This window comes from Streptomyces sp. NPDC053432, from assembly GCF_055585365.1.
Map to the genome: position 1 here is coordinate 386,708 of NZ_JBVJKF010000005.1, position 17,017 is coordinate 403,724.

The 17,017-nt window shown below is 71.8% G+C and carries 15 protein-coding genes and 1 tRNA gene; 5 read left to right on the forward strand and 11 right to left on the reverse strand.

The genetic code is table 11. The features are described from left to right. Positions 1 to 46: 46 nt before the first annotated feature. The 7 genes from rho to ACZ6Y1_RS12150 form a co-directional block, all read right to left on the reverse strand. Entirely contained in the window at positions 47 to 2,155 is a 2,109-nt protein-coding gene (gene rho / locus ACZ6Y1_RS12120) for a transcription termination factor Rho (RefSeq protein ID WP_469626498.1), read from the reverse strand. 422 nt (positions 2,156 to 2,577) lie between these two features. Next, positions 2,578 to 3,504: a homoserine kinase gene (thrB, locus tag ACZ6Y1_RS12125; protein ID WP_469626501.1), complete on the reverse strand. Its 927-nt coding sequence runs from the start codon at positions 3,502 to 3,504 to the stop codon at positions 2,578 to 2,580. A gap of 327 nt (positions 3,505 to 3,831) precedes the next feature. Continuing rightward, positions 3,832 to 4,902: a threonine synthase gene (gene thrC, locus ACZ6Y1_RS12130; protein WP_469626505.1), complete on the reverse strand. Its 1,071-nt coding sequence runs from the start codon at positions 4,900 to 4,902 to the stop codon at positions 3,832 to 3,834. A 6-nt stretch (positions 4,903 to 4,908) separates the two neighbouring features. After that, entirely contained in the window at positions 4,909 to 6,201 is a 1,293-nt protein-coding gene (locus tag ACZ6Y1_RS12135; protein ID WP_469626508.1) for a homoserine dehydrogenase, read from the reverse strand. A gap of 191 nt (positions 6,202 to 6,392) precedes the next feature. After that, positions 6,393 to 7,784, reverse strand: coding sequence for a diaminopimelate decarboxylase (gene lysA / locus ACZ6Y1_RS12140; protein WP_469626511.1), 1,392 nt, complete (start codon positions 7,782 to 7,784; stop codon positions 6,393 to 6,395). Positions 7,785 to 7,803: 19 nt separating this feature from the next. After that, positions 7,804 to 8,790 (reverse strand): ArgS-related anticodon-binding protein NrtL, encoded by a 987-nt coding sequence (nrtL, locus tag ACZ6Y1_RS12145; protein WP_469626514.1) that lies wholly within the window; start codon positions 8,788 to 8,790, stop codon positions 7,804 to 7,806. Positions 8,791 to 8,918: 128 nt separating this feature from the next. Further along, positions 8,919 to 9,314: a response regulator gene (locus ACZ6Y1_RS12150; protein WP_469626517.1), complete on the reverse strand. Its 396-nt coding sequence runs from the start codon at positions 9,312 to 9,314 to the stop codon at positions 8,919 to 8,921. A 186-nt stretch (positions 9,315 to 9,500) separates the two neighbouring features. Between ACZ6Y1_RS12150 and ACZ6Y1_RS12155 the strand changes: the two genes are divergently transcribed. Then, positions 9,501 to 9,572: transfer RNA gene (locus ACZ6Y1_RS12155), tRNA-Arg, on the forward strand. Positions 9,573 to 9,788: 216 nt separating this feature from the next. Here ACZ6Y1_RS12155 and ACZ6Y1_RS12160 read toward each other — a convergent pair. Next, positions 9,789 to 10,124: an ATP-binding cassette domain-containing protein gene (locus ACZ6Y1_RS12160; RefSeq protein ID WP_469626633.1), complete on the reverse strand. Its 336-nt coding sequence runs from the start codon at positions 10,122 to 10,124 to the stop codon at positions 9,789 to 9,791. Between the two features lie 558 nt (positions 10,125 to 10,682). Here ACZ6Y1_RS12160 and ACZ6Y1_RS12165 point away from each other — a divergent pair. Both ACZ6Y1_RS12165 and ACZ6Y1_RS12170 read left to right on the forward strand, forming a co-directional pair. Next, positions 10,683 to 11,669, forward strand: a complete 987-nt coding sequence (locus ACZ6Y1_RS12165) for an XdhC family protein (protein WP_469626520.1) — start codon at positions 10,683 to 10,685, stop codon at positions 11,667 to 11,669. Between the two features lie 57 nt (positions 11,670 to 11,726). Further along, positions 11,727 to 12,122, forward strand: coding sequence for a DUF6479 family protein (locus ACZ6Y1_RS12170; protein ID WP_469626523.1), 396 nt, complete (start codon positions 11,727 to 11,729; stop codon positions 12,120 to 12,122). Positions 12,123 to 12,188: 66 nt separating this feature from the next. Here ACZ6Y1_RS12170 and ACZ6Y1_RS12175 read toward each other — a convergent pair whose 3' ends face one another. Next, a complete protein-coding gene (locus ACZ6Y1_RS12175) occupies positions 12,189 to 13,097 on the reverse strand; it encodes an ATP-dependent DNA ligase (RefSeq protein ID WP_469626636.1) in 909 nt (302 codons plus the stop codon). Further along, positions 13,097 to 13,981, reverse strand: a complete 885-nt coding sequence (gene ligD, locus ACZ6Y1_RS12180; RefSeq protein WP_469626526.1) for a non-homologous end-joining DNA ligase — start codon at positions 13,979 to 13,981, stop codon at positions 13,097 to 13,099. Before ligD ends, ACZ6Y1_RS12175 begins: the two co-directional genes overlap by 1 nt. Before the next feature lie 40 nt (positions 13,982 to 14,021). Between ligD and ku the strand changes: the two genes are divergently transcribed. Then, complete coding sequence (ku, locus tag ACZ6Y1_RS12185; protein ID WP_469626529.1) at positions 14,022 to 15,161, forward strand: non-homologous end joining protein Ku; 1,140 nt, start codon at positions 14,022 to 14,024, stop codon at positions 15,159 to 15,161. 105 nt (positions 15,162 to 15,266) lie between these two features. Here the strand turns inward: ku and ACZ6Y1_RS12190 are convergent, their stop codons facing one another. Beyond that, on the reverse strand, positions 15,267 to 16,112 hold the full coding sequence (locus tag ACZ6Y1_RS12190) for a nuclease-related domain-containing protein (protein ID WP_469626532.1): 846 nt from the start codon (positions 16,110 to 16,112) through the stop codon (positions 15,267 to 15,269). A 186-nt stretch (positions 16,113 to 16,298) separates the two neighbouring features. Between ACZ6Y1_RS12190 and ACZ6Y1_RS12195 the strand changes: the two genes are divergently transcribed. After that, entirely contained in the window at positions 16,299 to 16,886 is a 588-nt protein-coding gene (locus tag ACZ6Y1_RS12195) for a hypothetical protein (protein WP_469626535.1), read from the forward strand. Positions 16,887 to 17,017 lie beyond the last annotated feature (131 nt).

Consider the following 17,017-nt stretch of genomic DNA (forward strand, 5'->3'; position numbering starts at 1 on the left):
TCGCGCGTGCGACGGGGGCGGCCGGCCGTGTCTACGGAGTGGTGACTCAGTCGTCGTTCTTGCCCGACGGGGTCGTCTTTGCGATCTGCATCAGGAACTCGGCGTTCGACTTCGTCTGCTTCATCTTGTCGAGCAGCAGCTCGATCGCCTGCTGCGAGTCGAGCGCGTGCAGCACCCGGCGCAGCTTCCAGACGATGGCGAGCTCCTCCGCGTTGAGGAGGATCTCCTCCTTGCGGGTGCCCGACGGGTCGACGTCGACGGCCGGGAAGATGCGCTTGTCGGCGAGCTTCCGGTCGAGCTTGAGCTCCATGTTGCCGGTGCCCTTGAACTCCTCGAAGATCACCTCGTCCATGCGCGAGCCGGTGTCGACCAGCGCGGTGGCCAGGATGGTCAGCGAGCCGCCGTCCTCGATGTTGCGCGCGGCACCGAAGAAGCGCTTCGGCGGGTACAGCGCGGTCGAGTCGACACCACCGGACAGGATGCGGCCGGAGGCGGGCGCCGCGAGGTTGTACGCGCGGCCCAGACGGGTGATCGAGTCCAGCAGGACGACCACGTCGTGACCCAGCTCGACGAGACGCTTGGCGCGCTCGATGGCCAGCTCGGCGACGGTGGTGTGGTCCTCGGCCGGGCGGTCGAAGGTCGAGGAGATGACCTCGCCCTTGACCGACCGCTGCATGTCGGTGACCTCTTCCGGACGCTCGTCGACCAGGACGACCATCAGGTGGCACTCGGGGTTGTTCGTGGTGATCGCGTTGGCGATCGCCTGCATGATCATGGTCTTACCGGTCTTCGGCGGGGCCACGATCAGGCCGCGCTGGCCCTTACCGATCGGCGACACGAGGTCGATGATGCGGGTGGTCAGCACGCCCGGGTCGGTCTCCAGGCGCAGCCGGTCCTGCGGGTACAGGGGCGTGAGCTTCTGGAACTCCGGCCGCCCGCGCCCGGATTCGGGAGCCATGCCGTTGACGGAGTCCAGGCGCACGAGGGCGTTGAACTTCTCGCGGCGCTCGCCGTCCTTGGGCTGGCGCACGGCACCGGTGGTGTGGTCGCCCTTGCGCAGGCCGGCCTTGCGGACCTGGGCGAGGGAGACGTACACGTCGTTGGGGCCGGGCAGGTAGCCCGAGGTCCGGATGAACGCGTAGTTGTCGAGGATGTCGAGGATGCCCGCGACGGGGATCAGCACGTCGTCGTCGGCGACCTGCGGCTCGTTCGGAGCGAACTCGTCACGGCCGCGACGGCCACGGCGGTCGCGGTAGCGGCCGCGACGGCCACGACGGCCGCCCTCGTCGTCGAAGTCGTCCTGCGGCCCGTTGTCCTGGGGACCCTGGCGGTCCTGACGGCCCTGCTGGCCCTGACCCTGGCCGCGGCCACCCTGCTGCTGGCGGTCGCCGCGCTCGGCACGGTCCTGACGGCCGCCCTGGCCGCCCTGACCCTGGCCGCCCTGACCGCCCTGGCCCTGACCGCCCTGGCCCTGCTCGTCGGCCTTGGCGGCGCGCTCGCGGCGGCTCTGACGGTCGCCGCGCTCGGCGCGGTCGCCGCGGTCACGGCGGTCGCGACGGCCGCGGCCCTCGCCGTCCTGGCCCTGGGCGGGCGCGGAGACCGTGGATGCGCCGGCCGGCACGGTTTCGGTCTTGGCGTCGGCCTGCGGAGCCGCGGCGGTCTCGGTCTTCTGCTCGACCTGCACGACGGTGGCGGGAGCCGAGCCCTCCGGGCTGCCGGACGGGGCGGTGGCCCGACGGCGGCGGCGCTCGCCGGCCGGCGCGTCCTCGGAGGCCGGCTGACCCGGGATCTCGATCTGCGCGGGAGCGGCGGCGGGCTTCTCGGCAGGCGCCTCGGCGGCGGCCTCGCCCGTACGGGCCTTGCTGGTGGCGCGGCGCTTCGGCTTGGCCTCGGCGGTGTCGCCGGCGGCGGAGGCCGCGGCCTTGGGAGAGCCGCCGCCCGCCTGCGCCTCCTTGATGACCTCGATCAGCTGGCTCTTGCGCATCCGCGCGGTGCCCCTGATACCGAGGCCGGACGCGACCTGCTGGAGCTCTGCGAGGACCATGCCGTCAAGGCCGGTGCCGGTGCGGCGACGCTTGGGCGCGGCGCCCGCGGCGGGAGCACTGGTGTCGACAGAGGTGTCGGCAGCGCCCATCAGATCGGTGGTGTCGCTCACGAAGGGTCCTTCCCTGGAGCGGACGTCGGCCTGTCTGGCTCGGCGACCGGTTGTGCTGTCCGGCAACGGTCTAGGTGTGGACCGTGCCGGGGCGGTGGTCCGCCGGTAGAGATACGGCGGAGAGAAACGTGCTTGCGTGGTATCGGCGAGAAGCCCCCGAGCTGAAAGCGTGGGAAAGTCACGCCGATTCCGGAGCGTGCTCGAAACTGCTGGAAGTGATCAAAGCAGTCGGGGAGGCTCCCGGAAGAAAGGTGGTCCCGGATGGGGACACTGAGCACCGAGCCATGACGGCTTCCGATGCGCACTTGAGACTAACACTACCGGATCCAACAGATATTCCCCCTCTCGATCACCGGCAATCGCGCTGCTTCCGCGCGGGCGGCCTGCCCTGACCGCCCGCCCCGGGCCGGCTCTGCTCTGTCCTAGCCGCCCTGGGTACCCAGCGGAAGCACGCTCGCACCCGCGGCGTCGAGCGCGAGCCGGTTCGCGGCCCATCCCTCGCCCGCGAGCTGCGCGACCTTGTCGGCCGCGTCGTTGTCGACCAGCGCGAGGACCGTGGGGCCCGCACCGGAGATGACCGCGGGGATGCCGTCCGCCCGCAGTCGGTTGACGAGTGCCACGCTCTCGGGCATCGCCGGGGACCGGTACTCCTGGTGGAGCCGGTCTTCGGTGGCCGGCAGCAGGAACTCGGGACGCCTGGTCAGGGCCTCCACGAGCAGGCCCGCGCGGCCCGCGTTGACGGCCGCGTCCACGTGCGGGACGTTGCGCGGCAGCAGGCCGCGCGCGGTCTCCGTGAGGACGGGCTTGGAAGGTACGAAGACCACCGGAACGATGGAATCGGCGGGGTCCATCCGGATCGCCCTGGCGCTGCCCCCGTCCATCCACGCCAGGGTGAAACCGCCGAGCAGACAGGCGGCGACGTTGTCGGGGTGGCCCTCGATCTCGGTGGCGAGCTCCAGCAGCGCCGCGTCGTCGAGCTTCGCCTCGCCGCCTATGGTCACGGCGCGGGCGGCGACGATGCCGGCGCAGATGGCGGCGGAGGAGGAGCCGAGGCCGCGGCCGTGCGGGATGCGGTTGGCGCAGACGACCTCCAGGCCGCGCGGCTGTCCGCCGAGCAGGTCGAAGGCGGTGCGCATGGAGCGTACGAGCAGGTGGCTCTCGTCCCGCGGGAGGGTGTCGGCGCCCTCACCCGCGATGTCGATGTCGAGGCCGGAGTCGGCCACCCGGACGACTACGTCGTCGTAGAGCCCCAGAGCCAGGCCGAGGGCATCGAAGCCCGGGCCGAGATTGGCACTGCTGGCGGGGACGCGCACCCGTACGGCGGCGGCGCGGAACGCTGGACCGGCCATCGTCCGATGACACTCCTTGTGACTGTGCGAGAACTTCGCTCTTGCTGGCTCGCTGCGAAATGTACTTGAGAACGTACGACACCCGAAGGCCCTCTGGGCAGCACCACGGTCATATGCGCGGTGGCGGATGTAAGTACAGCGTATCGAAGGAAGGTTCCCTCGCGACATAGGGCGCACAGGAGGCGCACGATGCGTGTCGTACCCCTCGGCCGCCCTCGACGTGCGTGGGGCCGGGCCGGACCGGCCCCGACGGCCCTTTTGCGGCCGTACGGGGAGAGTTGCCGGGTTCCGGAGGGCCTCGCGGCGCCCCGGAACCCGGCTTGCGCGTCAGATCAGGCCGAGCCTGATCGCGGCGGCCTCGGCGTCGACCGGAACGGTGACCGGCTGCGGAGCGCCGGCGATCGCCCAGTCGGGGTCCTTCAGGCCGTTGCCGGTGACGGTGCACACGATCTTCTGGCCCGGGTCGACCAGGCCCTGCTCGGCGGCCTTGAGCAGACCGGCCACCGACGCGGCCGAGGCGGGCTCGACGAAGACACCCTCCTGAGCGGCCAACAGCCGGTAGGCGGCCAGGATCTGGCGGTCCGTCACCTCGTCGATGAAGCCGCCCGACTCCTCGCGCGCGGCCAGCGCGTAGTCCCAGGAGGCCGGGTTGCCGATGCGAATCGCGGTGGCGATGGTGTGCGGCTCCTTGACGACCTCGCCGCGCACGATCGGCGCGGAACCGGAAGCCTGGAAACCCCACACGCGGGGCGTACGGGAGGCCAGGCCGTCGGCCTTGTACTCCTTGAAGCCCTTCCAGTACGCGGTGATGTTGCCGGCGTTGCCGACGGGCAGCACGTGGATGTCGGGCGCGTCACCGAGCGCGTCGACGATCTCGAACGCCGCCGTCTTCTGGCCCTCGATGCGTACCGGGTTGACCGAATTGACCAGCGCCACCGGGTAGTTGTCGGACAGCGAGCGGGCCAGGTCGAGGCAGTCGTCGAAATTGCCGTCCACCTGGAGGATCTTGGCGCCGTGCACGAGGGCCTGGCCCATCTTGCCCAGCGCGATCTTGCCGCGGGGCACGAGCACCGCGGAGACCATCCCGGCGCGCACCGCGTACGCGGCTGCGGAGGCCGAGGTGTTGCCGGTGGAGGCGCAGATGACGGCCTTCGCGCCCTCCTCCTTGGCCTTGGTGATGGCCATGGTCATACCGCGGTCCTTGAAGGACCCGGTCGGGTTCGCGCCCTCGACCTTGAGGTGCACCTCGCAGCCGGTGCGCTCGGAGAGCACCTGAGCGGGAACGAGAGGAGTGCCACCCTCGCGGAGCGTCACCACGGGAGTCGTGTCCGTCACCGGCAGGCGGTCCCGGTACTCCTCGATGATGCCGCGCCACTGGTGGGTGCGATTGCTGCTCATGGGTCCTTACTCCCCTTCAACACGCATGATGCTGGCGACACCGCGGACGGTGTCCAGCTTCCGCAGCGCCTCGACGGTCCCGGAGAGGGCGGCATCGGGTGCGCGGTGGGTGACGACGACGAGGGAGGCCTCGCCGTCCTTGCCCTGCTGCCGCACGGTGTCGATGGAGACACCGTGCTCCGCGAAGGTGGTCGCCACCTGGGCGAGCACGCCCGGCTTGTCCGCCACATCGAGGCTGATGTGGTAGCGGGTGACGACATCCCCCATGGGGCTGACCGGCAGCTGGGTGTAAGCCGACTCGCCCGGCCCCGTTGCCTCGGCGAGCTTGTTGCGGCAGACGGCGACGAGGTCGCCGAGGACCGCGGACGCGGTCGGAGAACCGCCCGCGCCGGGCCCGTAGAACATGAGCCGCCCGGCGGCCTCCGCCTCGACGAAGACCGCGTTGTACGCCTCCCGGACGGAGGCGAGCGGGTGGGTGAGCGGGATCATCGCCGGGTGCACGCGCGCGGTGACGGACTCCCCGTCGGCGGCGCGCTCCAGGATGGCCAGCAGCTTGATCGTGCAGCCCATCCGCTTCGCGGAGGCGAAGTCGGCGGCGCTGACCTCGGTCATGCCCTCGCGGTAGACGTCGTCGAGGCGGACGCGGGTGTGGAACGCGATGCCGGCCAGGATCGCGGCCTTGGCGGCGGCGTCGTAGCCCTCGACGTCGGCGGTGGGGTCGGCCTCGGCGTACCCGAGGGCCGTGGCCTCGTCGAGCGCCTCCTGGTAGCCGGCGCCGGTCGAGTCCATCTTGTCGAGGATGAAGTTCGTCGTTCCGTTGACGATGCCCATCACGCGGTTGATCTTGTCGCCCGCGAGGGACTCGCGCATCGGGCGGACCAGCGGGATCGCGCCGGCGACGGCGGCCTCGTAGTACAGGTCCAGCCCGGCCTGCTCGGCGGCGTCGTGCAGGGCCGCGCCGTCCTGGGCGAGCAGCGCCTTGTTCGCGGAGACGACGGAGATGCCGTGCTCAAAGGCGGTGGTGATCAGGGTGCGGGCGGGCTCGATGCCGCCGATGACCTCGATGGCCACGTCGATGTCGCCGCGTTTGAGCAGCGCGGTCGCATCGGTGGTGACGAGCGCCGGGTCGATGCCCTCGCGCACCTTGGAGGGACGGCGCACCGCGACGCCGGCGAGCTCGACGGGCGCGCCGATCCTGGCCGTCAGATCGTCGGCGTGCGTCGTCATGATGCGGGCAACCTCCGAGCCGACCACTCCACAGCCCAGCAGCGCCACCTTCAGCGGACGCGTACGCATCATTCGACCTACGCCTTTCGATCTTCCATCAGTACCCCGCGCGCGGCTTGCGCGCGGGGTGAGAACACGGGGTGAGAACAAGTCTCACGCAATGGACAGCAGTTTCCACCCTCGGTCCAATGCGTGAGACACCCCTTGTGACTCCTGAGGCCATTATTTCTGGGTTCGGAGGGCCTCCCCCAGAAATAACGGAATCACCCGAGGTCGAGTCGCAGGAGATCTTCCTCCGTCTCGCGCCGGACGATCACCCGGGCCTCACCGTCGCGCACGGCGACGACGGGCGGCCGCAGCGCGTGGTTGTAATTGCTGGCCATGGACCTGCAGTAGGCGCCGGTGGCCGGCACGGCGAGGAGGTCGCCGGGCGCCAGGTCGGCCGGCAGGAAGGCGTCCTTCACGACGATGTCGCCGCTCTCGCAGTGCTTGCCGACGACGCGGACGAGCATGGGCTCGGCGTCGGAGGTGCGGGACACGAGTGCGATGGAGTACTCGGCGTCGTAAAGAGCGGTCCGGATGTTGTCGGACATCCCGCCGTCAACACTTACGTACGTCCGGAGCCCTTCGAGCGGCTTGATCGTGCCGACCTCGTAGAGCGTGAACGCGGTCGGCCCGACGATGGCCCGCCCCGGCTCGACGGAGATCCTGGGCGCCTTCAGCCCGGCGCCCTCGCACTCGCGGGCGACGATCTCGGTCAGCGCCTTGGCGATCTCGTGGGGCTCGCGGGGGTCGTCGTCGGACGTGTACGCGATGCCGAGCCCGCCGCCGAGGTCGATCTCGGGCAGCTCCACGCCGTGCTCGTCCCGTACGGCGGCCAGCAGCTGCACGACGCGCTTCGCCGAGACCTCGAAGCCGGCCATGTCGAAGATCTGCGAGCCGATGTGGGAGTGGACGCCGAGCAGCTGGAGGCTCTCGTGCCCGAGCGCCCGCCGCACGGCTTCGGCGGCGCTCCCGTCCGCGACCGCGATCCCGAACTTCTGGTCCTCATGGGCGGTCGCGATGAACTCGTGCGTGTGCGCCTCCACACCCACGGTCACGCGGATCTGCACGGGCTGGCGCACGCCCAGCTCGCGGGCGATGTGCGCGACGCGGGCGATCTCCTGGAAGGAGTCGAGCACGATGCGTCCGACGCCGGCCTCGACGGCCCGGCGGATCTCGCCTTCGGACTTGTTGTTCCCGTGAAACGCGATCTGCTCCGCAGGCATCCCGGCGGCCAGCGCGGTGGCCAGCTCCCCACCGGAACACACGTCCACGTTCAGCCCTTCCTCCCGCAGCCACTTCACGACGGCCTTGGAGAGGAACGCCTTCCCGGCGTAGAACACGTCGGCGTCCTTGCCGAAGGCGTGCGCCCAGGCCCGGCACCGCGCCCGGAAGTCCTCTTCATCAAGAAAATAGGCGGGGGTCCCGAACTCCTCGGCGAGCTTGGTGACTTCGATTCCTCCGACCGTCACCACGCCATCTCCATTACGGGTGACGGTCCGCGCCCAGACCTTCTCGTCCAGCGCATTGAGGTCGTCGGCGGGCGGGGAGTAGTGCCCCTCGGGCAGCACATCGGCGTGACGGGGTCCGGCGGGGTGCGCGGAACGGCTCATCGGTATCTCTCTTCGCGGGTCACAGTCGTTCGGGTGCGTCCATGCCGAGCAGGGCCAGGCCGCCGGCCAGCACCGTCCCGGCGGCTTCGGCAAGAGCCAGCCGGGCGCGGTGGGCGGCCGAGGGTTTCTCGTCGCCCTTGGGCAGTACGCAGTGCTGGAAGTCGAGCAGCGCGTCGGCCGCCTCGACGAGGTACCTGGCGAGCCGCTCGGGCGCACGGTGGTGCGCGGCGGCTTCGAGCACGAGGGGGTAGTCGGCGAGGACCCGGACCAGCGCGGACGCAGCGGGCACGTCCCCCGGCAGGTCCCCGGCCTCCGGGCCGAAGCCCAGTGCGGCGGCGTTCCTGAGCAGGGCCCGGCTCCGCGCATGGGCGTAGCGCACCCGGAAGGACTCGCTCGCCTCCCCCTGCACGAGCAGACGGTCATCGAACTCGGGCGTCTCACGGGCGGGCACGGTCAGCGCGGCCCAACGGACGGCATCGGCGCCGTACCGGGCCACCACGTCCGCGTCCCGCTTGGCGACGGGCGCGACGCCCGGCCACGGCCCGCCGTGGCCCTCGCCCTGACTGCGCACGATCCGCACGATGGCCTCGTGGACGACCCGCTGCCGCAGCCCCGCGGTGGGCGCCCAGCAGAACGGCTCGGTCTCGACGGCGCCGTCGGCGTACCCGTACCGGAGGCCGCGCGCGCAGATGTCCCGTACGAGACCCGCAGCGGACCACGACACGAGGGTGAAGTTCAGGAAGCCCGCACCGGTGACGTCCGCCCGCTCGACACCCGGGACCTCACCCAGCCGTCGGGCCAGCGCCCGCGCCACGTCATCGGGCCGGCACCCGGCACTCTTGGCGACCTGAAAGGCCGCGGGCGTGGCGTAGTCCCCCACCCCACCGGGCCGGGTCCGCTCGACGACGACCCGCTCCGGCACGACCGTCTCCGCCGGCAGTTCCCCGTCCTCGACGGCGCGGCGCACGGCACGTACGACGCAACGGGAGAGGTCAGCGGGGGTCACGGGACCAGCCTAGGGGAGACGCCCTCCCATCCCGCGAACGGTTTCGCCATGTGAACAGAAGCCCACGGACCGAGCACGAGCCGGCACGCGCCGATCACGAACACGAACCGAGCCCAGCCGGACGGGCCTCAGCCCCGCCCCCTCCCGGCAGGAGCCCCTTTCCTCCCGTCACGCCGGTCCTTGCGCTCGACCAGCCGCCGCACGACCCGTACCAGCTCGGCGGGCTCGAAGGGCTTCGCGAGAAAGGCGTCCACCCCTGCCGCGATCCCGGCCTCGACCTCCTGCTGCGTACAGGCGCTCACGATGGCGACGGGCACGTCCCGGGTCCGCGGATCGGCCCGCAGCTGGGCGGCGGTCCCGAACCCGTCCAGTCTGGGCATGACCACATCAAGGGTGATCGCATCAGGACACACGCGATGCACCACGTCCAGACACTCGGCACCATCATTCGCGGTCACGACCTCGAAGCCCTCCAGCTCGAGATTGACCTTGATCAGCTGCCGGATGACCTTGTTGTCGTCCACAACGAGGACCCGGCCTGAGACGCCTGGCACAACTCGAGAGTAGGTCGACCCGACCCCCCGCGTCCGGGTTTTCGCCACTTCCACCCCGTCCGAGCGACCCGCCCTCCTACTACCGCGTAAACGGGTTCCTGATCACCCCACGGAAGCTGGTAGTGTTCAACCCGTCGCAGCAACACCGGCGACAGCGCCCCCGTAGCTCAGGGGATAGAGCAACGGCCTCCGGAGCCGTGTGCGCAGGTTCGAATCCTGCCGGGGGCACTCCAGCCACTCAGCGTGTAAGTGTCGCTGACCAGCTGAAGCACCAACGACAAAGGCCCGAACTCAGTCCAGCTGAGTCCGGGCCTTTGTCGTTGGTGCTCTCTGGGCGCGTGCGAGGGGCGTATGGGCCAGACTCAGCCGGGCGCTTCCCGGATCACCCGTCGTGCCTGCTCGAGGCAGGGCGACTGCTTCGCGGACGGTGAAGTGACCCGGGAACTACGGGGCTTGAGGGAGGTAGCCGATGCCCTCACGGTAGCGGCGGAGGCTCGTTCGGTGCTCCGGTTCCCGGCCGCCGAGAGAGACGGAGCCGGCGGTGGGCCGCAGGAGGAGGGCGCAGGACTTGAGCAGGGTCGTCTTGCCGGATCCGTTGGCGCCGGTGAGGGCGGTGATTCCTTGGTGAAAGGTGAGGGCCGGGATGTCGAGCGCCGTCCTGGTGCGATAGCGAACGACGAGGTCTCGGACATCGAGTCTGGAGGCACAGTGGGAGTGAGGAATGGGGCCGGCCTCATCCGGCGCCCCGCCCGCTCGCCGAGGAAGGTTGATCCTCGTGATGTCCTCGGGGTCTCAGTACTCGAACGTCGCGAGTGCCGACGGGGAGCAGGTATCGGGAACGGGCCAGCCGAGCTGCACGCATGCCTGAGTGGCTGCTCGTACGGATTTCGCCGTGGCTTCGAGGGGGTGCTTCAGCTGGAGACGGCGACGCTCCCCCAGCCCACGGCTGAAGCCGAACCCGCCATGGCGGTGACGAGGAGAACCCCGCCTGCGGCCAGGACGGTCGTTCGAGGGGGCGTGCGGAGCATGAACCCGCCTTCCAGGGAGGGGTTTTGGGAGGCCCGAGCATGCCATGCGGTATGCAGCCGTTTGCCCCGGACGGGGGCCGGAGCCCCGATAGGCCCCGAACGGGTGATGCCGGCGTCAACGAGCCTTCCCGCACCGCCCCGCGAGGCCCTGGCGGTTCCGGTGGTCTGTACGAGGGAGGTGGGGTGGGGTCTGTGGGATTGGGGGGTGGGTGGGGGTAGGGCGGCTGCGTAGGTTGGGTGGCGAGGCCACCTTGTGCTGCTGACCAGGCACTTTGTGGCGTGCTCTGACGATGAGGATGGGGCGACGCGGATGCGTGAGCTGGTGGAGACGGCGCGGCGGTGGGTGTCCGAGGGGCGGGTGGCGTACTTGGCGCGGCCCGTGACCGAGCAGGGGTTCGGGCCGCGGGATCCGGGTGGGGCCGTGCTCGTCGATGCCCGGGGGGAGTGTGTCGGCGGGCTGTACCACGGGGTCTTCGACGCCGAGCTCGTTGCCGAGGCCTCGGCCATGGGGGGCGGCGTCACGGCGCGGGTGTGCGAGGTGTCCGTGCGCAGGGCCGAGGCCGAGGAGGCGAAGCTGACGTGCGGCGGGCAGGCCGAGGTGCTGTTGCAGCCCTTGGGGGCCGTTCCGGGCGAATGGTGGGAGCTGCTCGGGGAGGGGGTCGGGGTGGCTCTCGTGACCCGGCTGAACGAGGACGCCGACAGGGCCGTCAGCGAGGTCGTACGGGCCGACGCGGCGGCGGTGGACGATGCGGGGCGGCGTGCCGGGGAGCTGCTCGCGACGCGGCGGGCCGGGCGGGACGCGCTGTACGGGGAGTCCGGGCTGGTGCTGGTGGAGGCCTACCCCTCGGCCCCGTACGTGGTCATCGGGGGCGGGGGTGAGCTCGCGGAGATCATCCGCAGGCAGGCGCTGCTGCTGGGCTGGGAAGCCGTGCTCGTGGAGGGGGCCGCGGAGGCCAAGAAGGTGATCGCGGCGCGGCGGGACGCCGCGTGCGTGGTCATGCTGAGCCACGACGAGGCCTTCGACGTGCCGGTCCTGCGGTTCGCGCTGGCCGAGGGGGTTCCGTACATCGGGGCGCTCGGGTCTCGGCGTACGGCGACGCGGCGGCGGGAGGGACTGATCGCCGCCGGGGTGACCGACGCCCAACTGGGGCTGGTCCACGGGCCGATCGGGCTGGACCTGGGCGCGCGGACGCCGGCGGAGACGGCGCTGGCGATCTGCGCGGAGATCCTCGGGGTGCTCGGGGCCCGGATCGGGGCAGGTGCGCTGCGGGACACGGTGGGGCCCATCAATTTCTGACACGGAGCGCGTACCAGGAGTGCGCATGTTGGTGGGATATGCGGGAAAATGGGTCATATGGACATGATCCTGAGCGTGGACGCGGTTCTCAGCGACATCGCGTGGTTCGTGGTCGTCGGGCTGGTCGTCGTCGGCATGCTGCTCGGCGGGTTCAAGCTGGGTCAGCGGGTACGGGCCAAGGAGCCGCCGCCCCCGGCCCCCGAGGAGCAGCCGCATCTGCCCAACGGCGGGGCGGTCTACGAGGTCCGCGAGGAGCGGGACCCCGTGGAGATCCCCAACGGCGGGCTCAGGCCCCATGAGATGCAGGGGTACGGGAACTTCGGCTCCACCACCTCCAGCCATCCGGACGACGTCCGCAAGGAGCGCGAGTCCGGGTACGAGCACGTCGAGGGGCCCGGCCCCCACCCGCAGCCGGGGGCTCCCCCGGACGCCGGGCGCGGTGCCCACTCCTGATCGAGCAATCGGGCGATCGAGCGATCGAGCTGTCCCCCTCTGACCCGCGCCGTCCGCCGGCGGGGGTCAGAGGTCTGTCCGCAGGCGGAGCACCTCCGGGGGCGGGTGGCGGGCCGACGTGGCCCGGACCTCGGCCGCGAGGGGCGGGTCCAGGGGGTGGAAGGGGACCTCGCCCAGGCCGACCGCCGTGACGGTGGACATGGACATGGACGTCGACGCGGACGCCGCGCCGGCGGAGGGGGTGCGCGTGGCCAGGGTCTCCGCCAGTCGGGTGCGCAGGGCGGGGGTCAGGGGGCTGGAGACGAGCGGGGTCCCGTCGCCCACCGGGAGGACGAGCACCAGGGCCTGCGGGCGCCGGGCGGTACCCGTCCAGCCGACCACCGCCGCGTCGCGCACGTCCGTGTGCCGCAGCTTCTGCCAGCCGCGCCGGCCGGCCGGGTAGGGCTGGTCCAGGTGTTTGACGACCAGGCCCTCGATCCCGCTGGCGGGGAGGGTCTCGTACCAGGTGGCGGCCAGCTCGGGGTCCGTGGTCATGGGGACCGGCTGGAGGGGCGGGCCGAGCGGCAGGAGCAGGTCCACGAGGAGCGCGCGGCGGCGTTCGTAGGGGCGGGCGCGCAGGTCGAGGCCGGCCAGTTCGAGGACGTCGAAGGCGGCGTACGAGGCCGGCAGGCTCTGCGCGAGGACGGCCGCCCGGGCCGCGGTGGCGGCCGCGCGCCGCTGGACCAGGGCGAAGTCCGTACGGCCCTCGTGCCAGACCACCACCTCGCCGTCCAGGACCGTGCCGGCGGGCAGCAGCCGGGCGGCCGCGGCCAGGTCCGGGAAGGCGCTGGTCACGATGCGGCCGGAGCGGGCCTGGAGCGTGACGTCGTCCTCGGTGCGCAGGACGAGGAGGCGGTGGCCGTCGAACTTCGGCTCGTACGCCAGGCCGGCCCCGCGCGGCAAGGTGCGTACGGGTGCGGCCAGGGCGACGCGGATCACGGCAGTCGCCCCGCCAGGTCGGGATCGAGGAGAGGGCCGAAGAGGTCGCCGTCGCGGGCGAGGCGCGGTCCGATGTCGTCGGCGAGGAAGAGCAGGTCATCGGGGGTGCGGCAGGCCTCGACCTCCTCCCAGGAGACGGGTGCGGAGACGGTCGGCAGGAGCCGCGCGCGCAGGGTGTAGGGGGCCGCGGTGGTCTTGGCGGCGGCGTTCTGACTGTGGTCGACGAAGACCTTCCCGGGGCGCAGGGCCTTCGTCATGCGGTGCACGACGAGGTCGGGGAGCGTGCCTTCGGCCTCCTGGGCGAGGGCTTTGGCGTACGAGGACACCTGCGCGGACGGGGTCGGCTCCAGGGGGATGGAGAGGTGCAGGCCCTTGGAGCCCGAGGTTTTGGCGTAGGCGTGCAGTCCGTCGGCGGCGAGCCGGTCCCGCAGCCAGAGGGCGGCGGCGCAGCACTCGACGACGGAGGCGGGCGGCCCGGGGTCGAGGTCGAGGATGAGGCGGTCGGCGACGGCGGGGCTGCCGGCGGGCCACTGGGGGGTGTGGAACTCGACGACCAGGTTCGCGGCCCACATGAGGGAGGGCATGTCGGCGACGACGATCTGTTCGGCGGACGGCTCGTCGGAGCGGGGCACGGGGGTCGTCCTCACCCAGTCGGGCGTGCCGGGCGGCGGGTTCTTGGTGAAGAAGAGCTGGCCGTCCGGGCCGTCCGGGTAGCGCAGGAAGGACACCGGGCGGTTGTGGACGTGGGCCAGGAAGGGGGCGGCGATGGTGGCGTAGTAGTGCAGCACCTCGCCCTTGGTGAAGCCGGTCTCGGGGTAGATGACCTTGTCGAGGTTGCTGAGCGCGATGCGACGGCCCTCCACCAATGTGATCGGCGTCATACGATGAGACTGCCACGAAACCGGACGAAGCGGGCGAGCGATGCGATCCATTTGGAACGGGGCGATCTCCTTCGGCTTGGTCAGCATTCCGATCAAGCTCGTGAACGCCACCGAGAGCCACTCGATCTCCTTCCGCCAGATCCACCTCGCCGACGGGGGCCGTGTCCGCTACCGCAAGGTGTGCGAACTGGACGGGGAGGAAGTGCCGGCCGCCGAGATCGGCAAGGGCTACGAGGAGGCCGACGGGTCGATCGTCCCGATCACGGAGGAGGATCTGGCGCAGCTGCCGCTGGCCACCGCCCGGACCATCGAGATCATGTCGTTCGTCCCGGCCGAGGAGATCGATCCGCTGCAGATGGACGCGGCGTACTACCTGGCGGCGAACGGGCCGACGGCGGCGAAGCCGTACACGCTGCTGCGGGAGGCGCTGAAGCGGAGCCGGAAGGTCGCGATCGCCAAGTACGCGCTGCGGGGGCGGGAGCGACTGGGCATGCTGCGGGTCGTCGGGGACGTGATCGCGATGCACGGGCTGCTGTGGCCGGACGAGATCCGGGAGCCGGAGGGAGTGGCTCCGGAGACCTCGGTCTCGGTACGGGACGCCGAACTCGACCTGGCGGACGCGCTGATGGCCACGCTGGGGGAGGTGGAGCTGGCCTCGCTGAAGGACGAGTACCGGGAGGCCGTGGAGGAGCTGATCGCGACGAAGGCGGGCGGGGCGTTCGGGCCGTCGGAGGCGGTGGTGGAGCCGGCCGGTGGTCAGGTGATCGACCTGATGGCGGCGCTGGAGAAGAGTGTGCGGGCGGCGAAGAAGTCCCGGGGGGAGGGCGGCGGCGCGCCTGCCGAGGCGGAGGAGGACGCCGAGGTCACTCCGATCCGGCGGAAGCGGGGTTCGGCTGCGGCTGCGGCTGCGCCGAAGGCGGTCGGGGGGAAGAAGTCGACAGCGGCTTCGGCCAGGAAAACCGCGGCTGCGGGCTCGAAGAAGAGCACGACGGCCGGGTCCACTGCGAAATCGACGGCGAAATCAACGGCGAAATCAACGGCCAGGACGACTGCCAGGACGACGGCCAAGACGGCGGCCGGGGGCAAGTCGGGCGGTACGAAGTCCACTTCGGCCGCGGCGAAGAAGACGGCGGCGGCTTCGAAGAAGGCTGCCGCGCCGCGGAAGCGGACTTCTGCCTGAGGGCGGTGCCGGTGCGGGTGGACGGGCCCTGGGTGCCGCTGCACGGAGCTGGTCCCCGGCCCGCCCTTTCTCCGTTTCCCGGGGCTCCGCCCCGGGCGCCGGTCCTCAAGCGCCGGACGGGCTGAGGGACCGGGGCGCAGCCCCGCGCCTCGGCGGTAGCCAGGTTCGTGTGTCCCGGGCCAGGGCGAACAAGGCCTCCACGTCGCCCGTCTTGAGGGTGGTCGGGGCGGTGGTCAGGGCGGCGAGGGCGGTCAGGGGCTGGAGGACGCGGATGTCGCGGACCGTGGGGGCCACCTCCAGGCGGGAGGCGTCCACCACCGCCAGGGCCGGGGTGACCTCCGCCTCCAGGGCCCGGCTCGCGCAGGCCGCCGCGCTGCGGAGCCAGCGGGGGTCCGGGCGGGGTGCCGCGCGGCCGACCGTGAGCAGGAGGTCTCCGACGGCGGCCCGCTGGCGGCGGCCCGGTGCCGTGCGGACGCAGAGGATCCCCGCCGGGCCGATGACCAGGTGGTCGATGAGGCCGAGGCCGGGGAGCTGGACGCAGTGCAGGGTGCGCCAGCCGTCCGGCTCCAGGGCGTCGAGCACATCGCCCATCCGCTGCTGGGCCGCCAGGTCCTGGCGCAGGCGGTGGCGGGCCCGGGCGCCCGCCGGGCCGTGTTCCAGTTCGCCGAGCAGGATCTCCCCCGGACGGTTCGGCGCCAGGTCCGCGTCCGGCGGGAGCGCCAGGCGTCGCAGGTCGGCGGCCGTGGGGACCGGGGGCGGGCCTATGGAGACCGTCCCGCTCAGATAGGGGCGGAGGGCCGCGAGTATCGCTTCCCTGTGGTCGTCCGCCAGCACGCTGATGCGGTTCGCCTGGCGGTCGTACCAGGCCACCGCCTGCCCATCGGGCCGGTTGACATACAGCCGGCCGCGCCCGGTCCGGCCGGCCGACGGCAGTACTTTGAAAGCCGACATCGAACTCACCCCCCACCATCCATGGGAGCAGCCGCGGCCCCGCACGGCAATCCCCCGGATGTGTAACGACTCCGACGGGACGTTGCGGCTCCGCTGTTACACGAACGGGGCCACGCCGCAACGGCGGGCCCCTAGGTTTGTCCCACCTGGACCCGCCAGGCACTGACCAGCATCGGAGGACTCCCCGTGAGCATCGTCCGCCGCCGCACCCTCGTTCGTGCCGCCGCCGTGACCGCCTGCGCCGGAAGTCTGCTGGCCGTGCCCACCGCCGTCGCGCTCGCCGACGGGGTGCCCGCGGTCTCCTCCGCGCGGTCCGCTCCGCAGCGGACCCTCGTCAAGACCCTCGCCCTGGCGGACGGGGTGTCCACGGCCAACGTCTACCGGGTCTCGCAGGGCGTCTACCAGGCCGAGATCCTGGGTGCCGACGGCCACCGCACCACCACCCTGACCAGTGACGGCCACGTCTCCGGCGGTACCGGGGCGCTGCACGCCTCGCTGGCCTCCGACGGGCGGCTCACCTCCTGGACCGGGGACGTCCCGGACCCGCGGGGCGGCCACGTCCTCGCGGGCGACGGGTACAAGACGGGCACCCGCCACGGGCACGCCGTCCCCGTGGCCTCGTCCGGGACGGCGGGTACCGTGCACCGGCTCAGCAACCTGGCCGACGGTCCCGGCGAGGGCGTGCTGCTCCTCGCCGCGGGCGGCGGCATCGCGGCCATCGGCGCGGCGGGACTCGGCTTCGCGATGCTGCGCCGCGGCCGTACCAACGGCTGAGGGAGCGCTCGTCCGCGCAGTGCGCCGGACACGGGGCGGATACGGACGGGCCACGGATCGTTGACTCGCGTCAACCACGTGGGCGGACGGGGTGGAGCTCCGCATAAGGTTGACGCGACCGGCTGTCGTCG